The sequence below is a fragment of the Brevibacillus borstelensis genome, from assembly GCF_037834415.1.
Taxonomy (GTDB): Bacteria; Bacillota; Bacilli; order Brevibacillales; family Brevibacillaceae; genus Brevibacillus; species Brevibacillus borstelensis_A.
The window spans coordinates 84,100-96,742 of sequence record NZ_JAUMSJ010000008.1 but is presented as its reverse complement, the minus strand read 5'-3'; the positions used below and the strand labels follow the sequence as shown (position 1 = coordinate 96,742).

Below are 12,643 nucleotides of genomic sequence, written 5' to 3'. Positions count from 1 at the left end.
CTCCTTGACAAATTAAATTTACACTTGTAAAATCTAACCTATTCGTTTGTTTTTACGTTTGTAAATTTAAATTCTCAAGCGACAGGAGGTGCAGCACGTGTCCGATATTCCGAGAATATCCGAATCTGAGTGGGAAATCATGAAGGTGATTTGGAAGCAAAATCCGATCACCGCCGAGCAAATCGCAGCTCAACTGCCGGTTGAAATCGAGTGGAGTGATCAGACGGTTCGCACCTTTCTGAACAGGCTTTTGAAGAAAAAGGCAATCAGATTTGAGCGGTCGGGAAGAAGTTATCTGTACTACCCGATGGTTTCGGAAACAGAATGTGTCAAAGCGGAAAGCAAGTCCTTTGTAAACAGAGTGTTTGGCGGAGCGGCAAAGCTGATGGTAACCAACTTTTTGGAAGAGGTCGATTGGTCCGAGAAGGAGATTGAGCATCTGAAGAAGATACTGGAAGGAAAAAAGGAAGAAAAACGATAGGGACAGAGGCTGCAGATCGCCAAAGTCCAGCGAAGAGGTAAAAAAACATGGAGATCCTATGCAACGTTTTTTTATGGTTTTTCTATTCCACGCTAGCGGCTAGCGCAGTTGCCCTGCTCGTGATGGCCATCCAAAAATTGTTTTACCGTCATCTGAGTGCCCGCCTTCAGCATGCGCTATGGCTGATCGTGCTGCTCAGACTGCTTTTGCCTGATTTTCCCAGCAGCCCTGCAAGCATCTTTAATATTGCCGCACACATAAAAAATGCCGTTTCGATGATTCATGTTGAAGGAAACATCCCTTCAAATGAAATCTCTCGGAACAGCGAAAAGAATAAAATACCACAACATGATCTTAGCATGTTATCCGAAAATAATCATGACCAGCCTGAAGCAATCGGGCTGCAGGAGGAAAAGCAAGCACTCCACTCCTCGCAAGTGCACTATCCGTTGGGCGTACAAATCGCAGCGACGATCTGGTTTGCCGGTGCGGTTACATTCATTACCTATTTGTGTTCCTATCTATTTCGGATGAGAAAGCGACGCAAAACGCTCACGCCCGTAACAGACCAGCGGATCTTGTCGATCATGGATGAATGTCAAAGAAAATTCGGGATAAAAAAAACAATCCCGCTGTACACAGGTGACTATGTAAAAAGCCCGTGCATTTCCGGATTGATTCATCCGTGGATCTTTGTGCCGGAAGCGGTCGCGAGAGAGTTGTCCTCCACCCAGCTACTGCATGTTTTGTCACACGAACTGGCGCATTGTAAAAGAAAAGATATGTGGTGGAACACGCTCGGCAGCTATGTCCTGGCAATACATTGGATGAACCCGATCATGTGGATCTGCATGAAGAGAATGAAAGCGGACAGGGAGATCGCGTGTGATGCCTGCGTGCTGGAGGTTCTCGGAGAACGTGAAGCTGCTCCTTATGGTTTGACGATGATTGATTTCCTGAAGCGTTTTGCGTCCAAATCCGGTCAGCCCCAGTTGTTGTATTTCTGGGGAACGACGAACAAAAATGAAATGACAAGGAGAATTACCATGATCAAAGCATTTAAAAAGGGGTCGTATAAATTTTCGGCACTGGCGATTGTCTGTGTGGCCGGTCTGGGTGTAGCGACGTTGACCAACGCTGCCGCACCGGCTCCGGCAAGCAGTTCCGCAAGCGTTGCCCAAGCGGGGGAAGAGCGGCTTCTTTTCGCTTCCTCTTCTCGAACCTATGGCGATTTGGAAAAAGCGGTAAAGGTATCGCCTACTCCGTTTAAAGTGCCTGACTTGCCGGAGTTAAGTTTAGATTCTGTTACTCTAGATCTAGAAGATCAAAAATTAACCAAAGCGTCTATCAGTTTTAAAAAGTATGGACGTGGGTACTCATATAATTTAGTAGTTATCCCTACCGGAGTTGATTATGAAGACGCCTTGTGGGATAATCAGCAATCCTCAGAAATCAAGAACGAAACCCTGAACATAAAGGGAATGAACATTCTTAAGCTGACCCGGGTATCGGACTCGCTGTCCGGCTATTACTGGGAGGAACAAGGCCTTCAATACAAGCTCTGGGGGTGGGATATTTCTCAAGAAGCGTTACAGGTGATTTCCTCTATGAAATTCCCGGACAAAGACATGTTGAAACGATACAAAACCAATCTCGCCAAAGCACGTGGCAAAGCATCCGTCTATGATACAGAAGACTTGCGCTCCGTTCAGGATGCGCTCGGATTTGCTCCGAAGCTTCCCATGCAACCGCTTGGGATATTTAAAGCGGCAGAAGCCGAGTTTTACTACAGAGATACGGACCGTACATCTAAATCGTTCTTCATTACATATGATAGAACCAATAAGCCGGAAGAATGGAAGACCAGTTTCTATTTTGATCAAAGGAAAGACACTAGTATCTATCAAGAGATCAAGAAGACGGGCACATATCGTTACGAGATCCTCAGACCCGAATATAACAACGTCAAAACGACTCCTTTGCAAATAGAGGGGAAGGAAGTATTCAAAACAGAAAAATATAAAAGAGATGGACGATTTAGCTCTGCAGATGAGGTTGGCCATATCAGTTATTTTTGGATAGAGAACGATATGTGCTACCAGGCAACGTTTTTAGAAGACATTTCGCAGCAACAAGAGATTGTCGCTGAATTGATAAAAGCAAAGCCGGTAGATGTCGATCAATTGAAGTAAGTCAAAAGGGAATTGTACGGATCTTTTGTACAATTCCCTTTTGCGTGCTTGCTGAATTTGAACGTGACCTGATTTCAAGCTGCATAACCGTGGACCTGACGATTCCAAGAACGAAGGCAGAAGCGCAGCCGGTGCTGGATACACAATGCTCAATTTGTTTCATCAACCTTCGAAAGACGTGCCATAATTTCGCCCCATGGAGCTTTACCAAGAACTTTGAATCCTAATTTTTCATAAAGAGCGGCAGCTGCTTGGTTGTCAGGGTGATAGGCTACCATGATATCTGTGGTATCAGGCTTTGCTTTTATTCTGTCAATGACCTGTTTCATGGTTTCAATTCCGTAACCTTTGCCTTGGTGACTGGAATCGATCATAAGTCTATAAATCCAGTATTGCGAATCGTCAGGATCTATCCCAAACATCACAAATCCAACCATTATTTCATCTTTGTACACGGCAAGTGTTTCGAAATTCGGTAAAAATTTTGACTGTGCCAAGGAATATAGATTTGAGGCGATAAATTGCTTTTGATCTTCACGGGGCTGTAACTCAATGCATTCTTCCCAGTCTTCAGAAGTTACTTCCTTGAGAATAAGATTCACAACGATATCTCCTTTTGCTTCATTTAGGAAAATTATACCATACAGTTTCGCTGTCGAAAATTGGATATTTACAAAACAACCTCCGAACCGCAAAAAAGATAGAATCCCGCCACCTGTTTCAGTAGACTTGGTAAGTAGGATGGAACGAGGACAAGTTCCGGAGATTACCCGGCTTGCCTCCGATTTACACTTGCCAGACTGGCCCATCCCTGCAAAGCTGCTGATAAACGTTGTAATGGAGAGTACAAACATGATGCAAAAAACCATTGTAATCGTGGAAGACGAAGAGATTTTACGTGAAATCATCAAGGATTATTTCTTGCATGAAGGCTATAAAGTGCTGGAAGCAGCTGACGGCGAAGAAGCCTTAGCCTTGTTCCAGGAACATGACATTCATCTGCTCATTCTCGATATCATGCTCCCGAAAATCGACGGGTGGTCTGTTTGCCAGCGGATTCGCAAAATATCCAACGTTCCGATCATCATGTTGACCGCCCGCTCAGATGAAGATGACACCTTGCTCGGGTTTGAGCTGGGTGCGGACGATTATATTACAAAGCCGTTCAGCCCGCCGATTTTACTCGCAAGGGCGAAAAGGCTTCTGGAAAGTCGACAGGTACCGGGAGCTTCAGCCGATGATGCATTAACCGGCAGCGGCATCGTGATGCACCTGCCTTCCCGAACCGTCACGGTAGATGGAAAGAACAGCAGCCTGACGCATACAGAATTTGAAATTCTCGCCTATCTCATGAAAAACAAAGGGATTATCATCACGAGGGAGCAGTTGATCACCAAAATCTGGGGCTATGACTTTGCGGGAGATGACCGCACGGTGAACAGCCATATCCGCAATTTGCGATACAAGCTGGGAGATAAAGCAAAATGTATTGTGACGGTTGTCCGATCAGGCTATAAATTCGAGGAGCACGTATGAGAACGGGCATCGTATTTAAATTGTTTCTGCTGACAACTGCCTTATGCCTGTTCATTTTGGCCACCATTTTTATCGGTCAAACCGTATTTTTCAAGCAGTTTTATGTGAATAAAAAAGTGGATAATATTCAGGCAAGCCTCCAAACCTTTGAGACAGCCTACGCAAATAGCGGCGGCGATACACAAGCAATCGACAAGCTGGAGGAAGAGTTTTACCGCAAGCACAATACTTGGATTACCACCGTGGACAAGCTGGGCAATCTGAAAGGAACTGACGACTTCTATATCGAGGTCAAACTCGATCCCACTCAAGACCACAACATCGCGGGAGAGACGATGACCGTTCCGCTGTACAGCCTCGTGGATGCCGAAGGAGTTTCCAAGCAGAATCCTTTTCTTCGCGAAGGGGAGCGTGCGATTTTGAATGGCATCACGGTGGATTCGACAGCGGTCACGTATCGGTTGGGGCTGGGAAACGGAAATATTGCCTGGGAGAACCAGCAGATGGCCAAGAAAGAGCACGAAATCATTCCGACCTTTGAAAATCCGGCGGAGAAGCATGATGAGTTTCCATCCTACTTTCTTTATGGCCGCATCACCAAAGTACAACTGCCTGACGGAAACCGGGCCAGCAGATTTGTTTATTCTAACCACTTGTTTATAGACCGGGTCAAAGAATTCCAGGCCAATCTGCTGCTGGGGAAAGAGAAGAAGCAGCCTGTAGATTTGCAAATGATTGATTATGAGGAAAACGACGTAAAGTACAAAATCATGATCGATCCGATAAAAGACGACGGAGAACGGGCCTATGTCATCGCGATGACCTCTCTGCAGCCTGTTGACGAGGCGGTGCAAATGATCCAGGCGTACTATGTGTATCTGATTCTCTTTGTGATGATCCTGATTCTCTTGCTCTCATTTTACTATTCCAAACGGATTGCTCGGCCGCTATTGCTCATCAACCGCACTACGAAAAAGATTGCCGGGCTGGACTTCTCGGAGAAAATCTCCATCGCCTCCAAAGACGAGATTGGCGATCTTTCTCAAACGATCAATGAGCTTTCCGATACGCTGCATTCGCACATCAAACAGCTGCGGCAGGACATCGAGAAGGAAAAACAGCTGGAAAACACGAGAAAGGAATTTATCGCGGGCGTTTCGCATGAATTGAAAACTCCGCTGAGTGTGATCAAAAGCTGCATCTCGATTGTCAGGGACGGCGTCGCGAGCCACAAGCGGGAGCATTACCTGGAAGCGATGGAAAATGAAGTGAACCGGATGGACATGCTGATCGTCGATATGCTCGAATTGGCGAAGTTCGAATCCGGTACGTACAAGCTGAAGCTCGATGCTTTTTTTATTGATATGGCGATCCGGCAAATATGCCAGCAGTTGTCTCTTGAGCTGGACAAAAAGCAGCTGCAGCTTCATGCCGATCTGGCTCCGGTCGAAGTCATCGCCAACCAGCATCGCATCGAACAAGTCATCACCAACTTTTTGACAAACGCGATCCGCTACTCGCCGGAGAAGGAGGCTATTTCCATTACGGCTATGGAAGAGGATGGAAGCGTAAAGGTCTGTGTGGAAAACAAAGGGGTCCATATTGAAGAACAGCATCTGGAGAAAATATGGGACCGCTTTTATCGCGGGGAGCCTTCGCGCCAGCGCTCAAAGGGTGGCACCGGCCTGGGCCTGGCGATCTGCAAAAAAATATTGGATTTGCACGGCGCAGCTTATGGAGTGGCCAATACAGCGGAGGGCGTATTGTTTTACTTCCATTTGCCGAAAAAAGTGTAGAACTTTTGGTTCTGCACTTTTTTTATTCGTCTTGATCTCATCTGCACCTGATCTTTATCTGTCCGGATTATCCTATCTCTTGCAAGCGCAAGGCTTGGAAATACATGTACAAGAGAGGGAACATGGATATGACAAAAAAATGGATGACAATCTTGCTCGCGGGGGTCGCAGCGGCATCTCTGGCAGCATGCGGGAGTCAGGAAAGCGGAAGGGGCGAAGGAACATCTCTTTCCACTCCTGTGGCTCATGAAAAAGAGTCTGCCGCGAAGACTTCGCATCAAGCCGATTTTCAAACGAGCGTCTTTTTGGGAGATTCCATTACGGAAGGGTTGTCCTTCCACGATGTTTTGGATGAAGCGAATGTGTCTGCGGGTGCCGGGAAAACTGCCGAGTTTGCCTTAGAGGATATTGACGATTTGGCAAAGAGAAACCCGCAGCATGTTTTTATCCAGTTGGGATCGGATGACATCCTCTGGCCGGTAGAGAATCCGATCGCCTATTCGCTGGACCAGTATGCAAAACTGATCGGCCAAATCAAAGAAAAGCTGCCGAAAGCAAAAATCTCGATTCTCACAGTCACGCCGGTCACTGCGGAGGCAGAGAAGACAGAGCCCCGCTACAAAAAGATCGGCCAGTACAATCAGGGGCTCAAAGAGCTGGCTGCGAAGCAGCAGGTGGAATTTATCGATTTGTCTCCGCTTTTTGCAGGTCAGCCCGATCTGCATGACACGGATGGAATCCATTTCAAAGCCGAGTTTTATCCTCTTTTGCTGGATTTTATCAAGGAGCATACAAAATAGCTTCGAATGAGTGCCCTGCAATCGTTCTGACAGGCGGCAGGGCAGCTCATCCTTCAAAAATGCTCGCAACGCCTTATATGAGCAAGCTTGCTAAAGAATAATGATTGTTCGGGAGGGGAAAGCCTTGGTATTCAGCAGTCTCATATTTCTCTTCCTTTTTCTTCCTCTAGTATTGGTTATTTATTACCTGTCACCGCGAATGCTGCGAAATGGCATCTTGTTTGCTGCAAGTCTGGTGTTTTATGCATGGGGAGAACCCGTATATCTGTTCCTCATGATCTTCTCTACCGCATTGGACTATACAAACGGCTTGCTTCTCGACAAGCACAGGGGCCGAAAAGGGATTGCCAGAGCGGTATTCATAGGCTCCATCATAGCGAATCTGGGGGTTCTCGGCTTCTTTAAATACTACGGATTCCTCGTAGCTACGATCAATGACCTGTTCAGCCTGCACATCCATGCGGCAGATCTTCCGCTTCCGGTGGGAATCTCCTTTTATACCTTTCAAACGATGTCGTACGTCATTGACGTCTATCTGGGGAAAGTGGCTGTGCAAAAAAACTTCATCTCCTTCGGTGCCTATGTCACGATGTTCCCGCAGCTTGTCGCAGGTCCGATCGTGAAGTACGGCGATATTGCCAAGCAGCTGGCAGGCCGAAAGGTTACCATCGATCAATTTGGCGAAGGGGCCGAATTGTTTATCAAGGGACTGGCGAAAAAGGTGCTTCTTGCCAATAACATCGGGCTGCTCTGGACTAATGTGAAAGCTGCGCCTCTGGATGAGCTTGCCGTGCTCTCGGCATGGCTGGGGATTGTCGCGTTTGCCTTCCAGATTTATTTTGACTTCAGCGGCTATTCGGATATGGCGAGAGGTCTTGGGAAAATGTTTGGCTTTGACTTTCTAAAAAATTTCAATTACCCGTATGTGTCCAAAAGCATCACGGAGTTTTGGCGCAGGTGGCACATCTCGCTAGGCAGCTGGTTTCGGGAGTATGTCTACATTCCGCTTGGCGGCAATCGGGAGGGGACGGCAAAACAGCTGCGGAATTTGTTCGTCGTTTGGATGTTGACAGGGCTATGGCACGGAGCAAACTGGAATTTTATCCTGTGGGGATTGTACTTCGGCTTGTTTCTCGCACTGGAAAAGTGGTTTCTGCTGGAGTGGCTGAAGCGTAGGGCTCACATCGTCGCACATCTCTACACACTTTTGATCGTGATCGTCGGCTGGGTATTTTTCGAGTTTGAAAACCTGTCCAGCGCGTGGGCATTTATCGGAACGATGTTTGGCCTTGGTGCCCATCCCCTCGTCGATAACCAGGCGCTTTATGATTTGTCTACCCATTTCGCCTTGCTGATCGCATTGGCCATGTGTTCAACTCCATTGCCTGAAAAGGCATTTTCTCTCCTGAGAGAAAGGTGGAACATCACCGGAGCATTCATCGGTACCGCTGTCTATTCCAGCCTGCTTTTTCTTTCAACAGCTTATTTGGTCAACGAAACGTACAATCCGTTTCTGTACTTTCGCTTTTAACCGGATGTGGCGCCATGCGAATCAATCGACTTGGAGGGAGGGTGTTCATGATTCGCAATGACAAGCTGTCAAAATACATGCTGGGATTTATCCTTTTGTTGTTTATCGGAGGACTGCTGGCTCTGAATACGGGAACGCCCGCACGAAAGTTTTCCGAGTCAGAAAACAGACTGTTGGAGCAGCAGCCGTCGTTTTCACTGAAAAATGTCATAAATGGAACGTTCACTGCCAATTTTGAGAAGTACCTTTCTGACCAGTTCGCTTTCAGGGATTTTTGGATCGGCGTGAAATCGGAAGCGGATCGCATGATGGGAAAAAAGGAAAGCAACGGTGTTTATTTAGGCAAAGACGGGTTTCTGATTCAAAAATTCGGGAAACCGGAGGATGGCGATCTGGAAAAGAAGGGAGAAGCCATAAACGGCTTTGTCAAGGTATTGCCCGGCCTTCGCACGTACTTGCTGCTAGCGCCGACAGCAGCCAGTGTGCTGGAAGAAAAGCTTCCTGCCCATGTCACGGGCGATGATGAGCGAATGTACCTAGAAAAAGTGAAGGAAGCAGTCAGCAAAGATGTTGTTTTTGTTGACGTTTACCCCGCGATGCGTGCTAGAAAGGAAGAGTATCTGTACTATAAAACGGACCACCATTGGACGACGAGGGGAGCCTACTATGCCTATCGGGAGCTGGGCAAGCAGATGGGGTTCACACCGAGGGATGAAGCGGATTTTCGTATAGAAAAGGGCACAGATGAATTTTACGGATCGCTCTATTCCAAAAGCGGCTTCAGGCATGTGCTTCCTGACCGAATCGATTTGTATGTGCCAAAGGATGCGGAAACGTACCGCGTGGAGTATGCAGAGGAAAAGAAAAGCTCCGATTCTCTTTATGAGAGGGACAATTTGCAGAAAAAGGACAAATACACGGTGTTTTTGAATGGCAACCATCCCTTGATTAAAATCGCGTCCGGTTCTCGTGAAGGGAAAAAACTGGTTGTGGTCAAGGACTCATACGCCAATTGCTTTCTTCCTTTTCTAACGGCGCATTTCGATGAAATTTACGTAGTGGACCTCCGGTATTACGAGGATCGCCTGGACGCGCTCATACGGGAAAACCACATAACCGATATGCTGCTGCTCTACAACGTGAACACGTTCTTTGAAGAACCGTCGATAAAGGAACTGGCCAGTCAAAGCTGAATCAGCCCGTTGATCGTCAAAGAATGAGGACAAGAAAGGAGGAGCAAGCCCATGCAAGCATTGCGCGAAAAAATCAACCCGGTCATGTCCGTTTTGATGATAGCATGCTTCGCCGCACTTTCCATCTTAACCGGATGTACCGGCGAAACGGCAGAAGCGGAGCATCCTACGGCAATGGAAATAGGAGAAAAAATCAAACAAGCTGTAAATTTGGATGAAATGAAAGCGGGAGACGTCAAGAAGCTTCAAAAACTGTACAACATCACGGAGGAAGAGGTTGAGGATTTTATCCTGTTTACAGCTCCGACTAACGTAAAGGCTGAGGAGGTCGCGGTGTTGATCGCAAAGGATGAGGGGCAGGTTGAAAACATCAAGAAAAAAATAATAGAAAGAATTGAAGAACAAGAAAAAAAATTCAAAGATTATGTTCCAGATGAATATTATTTGCTGGAAAAGCATGTGCTGCGGACGAAAGGCCGCTATATTCTTTTGGCGGTATCGAAGGAGGCGGAGCAGATCGAAAGCGCATTTGACGAAGTGTTGAAGTGATACAGCGAGGAGAGCAACCCCATTCAAAAAAGACGGCCTCTAATGGAAGCACTGATCAGGCAACGGGATTCATAGGAAAACAAAGAAAAGCGCCCTCCGGACTGGAGCGGCGCTTTTTCGCCAGAGACGTATACCCGATTATACGATCAAGAGCGATCAAGAACGCGAATCAAGATTTTTCATCATTTGCTGCAAAACCCGGTCAAACACAGCCAATTCCTCTTCCGAGATGTTCTGCAGGGCGATGATTTCCAGTTCGTCAGACGTCTTCTGCCAGGCTCCCAGCCTCTCTTTCGCCCGAGGGGTCAAGGAAACCTTGCGAGCCCGTTTGTCCTCGCCTTCCTCGCGAATCACCCAGCCCAACTCCTCCAGCCGGGTCAGAGATCTGGTAATGGTAGGGGCCTCGACGTTCAAATAATTGCTGACATCCACCTGGGTCAACGGGCCTCGCTGATGCAGACACCAGATAATTCCCCACTGCGAGCTGTACAAGCCTTGAGCGGACAGCTTCTCGTTCAATTTTTTGGTGAATTTCCTCGCAGCCTGATTTATTTTGTGTCCGTATAGGTAGTTCAATGGTTATCCTCCCAACGGTTGTTTGATTTGAAAATATCCTTCTCTTTCATAGACGGAACTTCGAGTGATTAGTAACAATTTTTCGGCCTCCGTCTCTTTCATGATTTCCAACAAAAGCGGCTTCCCAGCGTCTGGGCTGAATCCGTTTTCATATGTTTACCTAAGTAAATGCAGCTATTACCCATCCTACTGGCAGAACGGTTCGAAGTAAAGTTTTGTGGAAACACTGTAGCCCGTGCTTCAAAAGAAAACGCAAAAATATTTGCAAAAGTCTCAAATGACCAAAATTGATTATTGAATAAAAAAAGAGAGGTTTGTATAATTGCTCATATGTTATTAAAATAGGGACCTGTGGTCCTAATATGGAGACAAAGGGGCGAAGGGCAACATGAACAATGAGGAACAAAAGAAGCATCCCCGAGCGTTGGAGCCTGTAACGCTGGTCTTAACGATCGTCACGGCGGTTCTCGGGGCAGCGATCGGGATGCAGCTGATCGTGACGTTGGGCATTACGGCCAATACGGCCATTATCGGGGCGCTGCTGGCTATGCTGATCGCGAGGGTGCCGATTGCCTTTCTTCGCAAGATGCGCTCCGTTCACCGGCAAAATATCGTTCAGACCGCCATTTCATCGGCGACATTCGGGGCCGCTAACAGTCTGCTCATTCCGATCGGGATTCCTTACGTATTCGGGAAACCGGAGCTGATCACGCCGATGCTGATCGGTGCGGCGCTGGCGATGTTTGTTGACGCGTTTCTGTTGTACAAGCTGTTTGATACGAAGGTCTTTCCCGCTTCAGGCACCTGGCCGGACGGACGGGCTACGGCGGAGTCGATCATTGCCGGAGACAAGGGAGGAAAGCGGGCCGGATTGCTCGGCGTGGGGATTGCCGGCGGTGTGGTCGGCTCCATCCTGGGAGTGCCGATGTCCGCGTTTGGCGTTGCCTTTATCGGGAACATCTGGGCGCTGGCGATGTTCGGGATCGGTCTGCTGCTCAAAGGCTATTCCGGGACATTGCTCGGAATGGATTTAAAGGAATCGTATATCCCGCATGGATTCATGATCGGAGCGGGGATTGTCGCCCTGATCCAGGTCAGCTTCGTAATCTTCGGGAAAAAGTCTCCGGAACAAAGTGCTGGCTCGGAAACGGAACAAGTGCAGCAGGTGACCAAAGGGGAAAAGGAGACCTCGCGCACGCTTTTGACAGGGCTTTTGCTGTACATGGCAATTTCGGTCATTCTGGCAATCATCGGCGGACTATTGACGCATATGTCGTTTGGAATGTTCTTATTGTTCATTATTTTCGCTGCCTTCGCCGCTTATTTGCACGAATTGATCGTCGGCATTTCCGCGATGCACTCCGGCTGGTTTCCGGCTTTTGCCGTTGCGCTGATCACGCTGATCCTCGGTATGCTGATCGGGTTTCCGCCCGTTGCGCTGGCACTGCTCGTCGGCTTTAGCGCAGCTACGGGCCCCGCGTTTGCCGACATGGGCTACGACTTGAAGGCCGGTTATATTTTGCGCGGGAACGGTGCTGATCCCGAGTTTGAGAAAGATGGCAGAAGACAGCAGATGACTGCCGGGATGATCGCGTTCGGCGTAGCTGTCCTCGTCGTTCTGTTCAGCTTTCAAAGCCTGTTTTCGCAAAACCTCGTTCCGCCAGTCGATACCGTATACGTGGCGACGATTAACGCCGGAGTTTCCGGCGATGTGGCAGGAGAGCTGTTTCTCTGGGCGATTCCGGGAGCGATCCTGCAATTCCTCGGCGGACCGAAACGGCAGATGGGGATTTTGTTTGCGACGGGGTTGCTGCTTACTTATCCCGAGGCCGGCTGGGCTGTTCTCGCAGGTCTGCTGATTCGCGTGCTTATTTTGAAATGGAAAGGCCAGGAGGCGGATTCCTCGATGAATATCATGGCCGCCGGCTTTATCGCGGGCGATGCCTTGTACAGCTTCTTCAGTTCCGTCTTTTCGATGAAAAAATAGAG

At 48.0% G+C, this 12,643-nt stretch carries 11 protein-coding genes; 9 read left to right on the top strand and 2 right to left on the bottom strand.

Annotated elements, in window-relative coordinates:
* The first annotated feature begins 97 nt into the window (after positions 1–97).
* Entirely contained in the window at positions 98–481 is a 384-nt protein-coding gene (locus Q3F21_RS09790; protein WP_340251868.1) for a BlaI/MecI/CopY family transcriptional regulator, read from the top strand.
* Between the two features lie 47 nt (positions 482–528).
* Complete coding sequence (locus Q3F21_RS09785) at positions 529–2,673, top strand: M56 family metallopeptidase (protein ID WP_340251866.1); 2,145 nt, start codon at positions 529–531, stop codon at positions 2,671–2,673.
* A gap of 149 nt (positions 2,674–2,822) precedes the next feature.
* On the opposite strand, the gene Q3F21_RS09780 is transcribed toward Q3F21_RS09785, so the two are convergent.
* Positions 2,823–3,275 (bottom strand): GNAT family N-acetyltransferase, encoded by a 453-nt coding sequence (locus Q3F21_RS09780; protein WP_340251864.1) that lies wholly within the window; start codon positions 3,273–3,275, stop codon positions 2,823–2,825.
* Between the two features lie 253 nt (positions 3,276–3,528).
* Between Q3F21_RS09780 and Q3F21_RS09775 the strand changes: the two genes are divergently transcribed.
* The 6 genes from Q3F21_RS09775 to Q3F21_RS09750 all read left to right on the top strand — a co-directional run bounded on the left by Q3F21_RS09775 (position 3,529) and on the right by Q3F21_RS09750 (position 10,078).
* Positions 3,529–4,209, top strand: coding sequence for a response regulator transcription factor (locus Q3F21_RS09775; protein ID WP_340251986.1), 681 nt, complete (start codon positions 3,529–3,531; stop codon positions 4,207–4,209).
* A complete protein-coding gene (locus Q3F21_RS09770; protein WP_340251861.1) occupies positions 4,206–6,005 on the top strand; it encodes a sensor histidine kinase in 1,800 nt (599 codons plus the stop codon). The genes Q3F21_RS09775 and Q3F21_RS09770 overlap by 4 nt, the downstream gene beginning before the upstream one ends.
* Before the next feature lie 128 nt (positions 6,006–6,133).
* Positions 6,134–6,805, top strand: coding sequence for a GDSL-type esterase/lipase family protein (locus tag Q3F21_RS09765; protein ID WP_425341237.1), 672 nt, complete (start codon positions 6,134–6,136; stop codon positions 6,803–6,805).
* Positions 6,806–6,929: 124 nt separating this feature from the next.
* Positions 6,930–8,336 (top strand): MBOAT family O-acyltransferase, encoded by a 1,407-nt coding sequence (locus tag Q3F21_RS09760; RefSeq protein WP_340251857.1) that lies wholly within the window; start codon positions 6,930–6,932, stop codon positions 8,334–8,336.
* 47 nt (positions 8,337–8,383) lie between these two features.
* Positions 8,384–9,529 (top strand): DHHW family protein, encoded by a 1,146-nt coding sequence (locus tag Q3F21_RS09755; protein WP_340251855.1) that lies wholly within the window; start codon positions 8,384–8,386, stop codon positions 9,527–9,529.
* 51 nt (positions 9,530–9,580) lie between these two features.
* Positions 9,581–10,078, top strand: coding sequence for a DUF4358 domain-containing protein (locus Q3F21_RS09750; protein WP_340251853.1), 498 nt, complete (start codon positions 9,581–9,583; stop codon positions 10,076–10,078).
* 156 nt (positions 10,079–10,234) lie between these two features.
* Here Q3F21_RS09750 and Q3F21_RS09745 read toward each other — a convergent pair whose 3' ends face one another.
* On the bottom strand, positions 10,235–10,654 hold the full coding sequence (locus tag Q3F21_RS09745) for a MarR family winged helix-turn-helix transcriptional regulator (RefSeq protein ID WP_340251850.1): 420 nt from the start codon (positions 10,652–10,654) through the stop codon (positions 10,235–10,237).
* Between the two features lie 388 nt (positions 10,655–11,042).
* Between Q3F21_RS09745 and Q3F21_RS09740 the strand changes: the two genes are divergently transcribed.
* On the top strand, positions 11,043–12,641 hold the full coding sequence (locus Q3F21_RS09740; protein WP_340251848.1) for an OPT/YSL family transporter: 1,599 nt from the start codon (positions 11,043–11,045) through the stop codon (positions 12,639–12,641).
* The last annotated feature ends 2 nt before the right edge of the window (positions 12,642–12,643 follow it).

Excerpts from the sequence above, each read along its gene's own strand:
- Q3F21_RS09755 (WP_340251855.1), top strand. The coding sequence starts at position 8,384 with ATGATTCGCAATGACAAGCTGTCAAAATACATGCTGGGATTTATCCTT.
- Q3F21_RS09770 (WP_340251861.1), top strand. The coding sequence starts at position 4,206 with ATGAGAACGGGCATCGTATTTAAATTGTTTCTGCTGACAACTGCCTTA.
- Q3F21_RS09750 (WP_340251853.1), top strand. The coding sequence starts at position 9,581 with ATGCAAGCATTGCGCGAAAAAATCAACCCGGTCATGTCCGTTTTGATG.
- Q3F21_RS09765 (WP_425341237.1), top strand. The coding sequence starts at position 6,134 with ATGACAAAAAAATGGATGACAATCTTGCTCGCGGGGGTCGCAGCGGCA.
- Q3F21_RS09775 (WP_340251986.1), top strand. The coding sequence starts at position 3,529 with ATGCAAAAAACCATTGTAATCGTGGAAGACGAAGAGATTTTACGTGAA.
- Q3F21_RS09740 (WP_340251848.1), top strand. The coding sequence starts at position 11,043 with ATGAACAATGAGGAACAAAAGAAGCATCCCCGAGCGTTGGAGCCTGTA.
- Q3F21_RS09785 (WP_340251866.1), top strand. The coding sequence starts at position 529 with ATGGAGATCCTATGCAACGTTTTTTTATGGTTTTTCTATTCCACGCTA.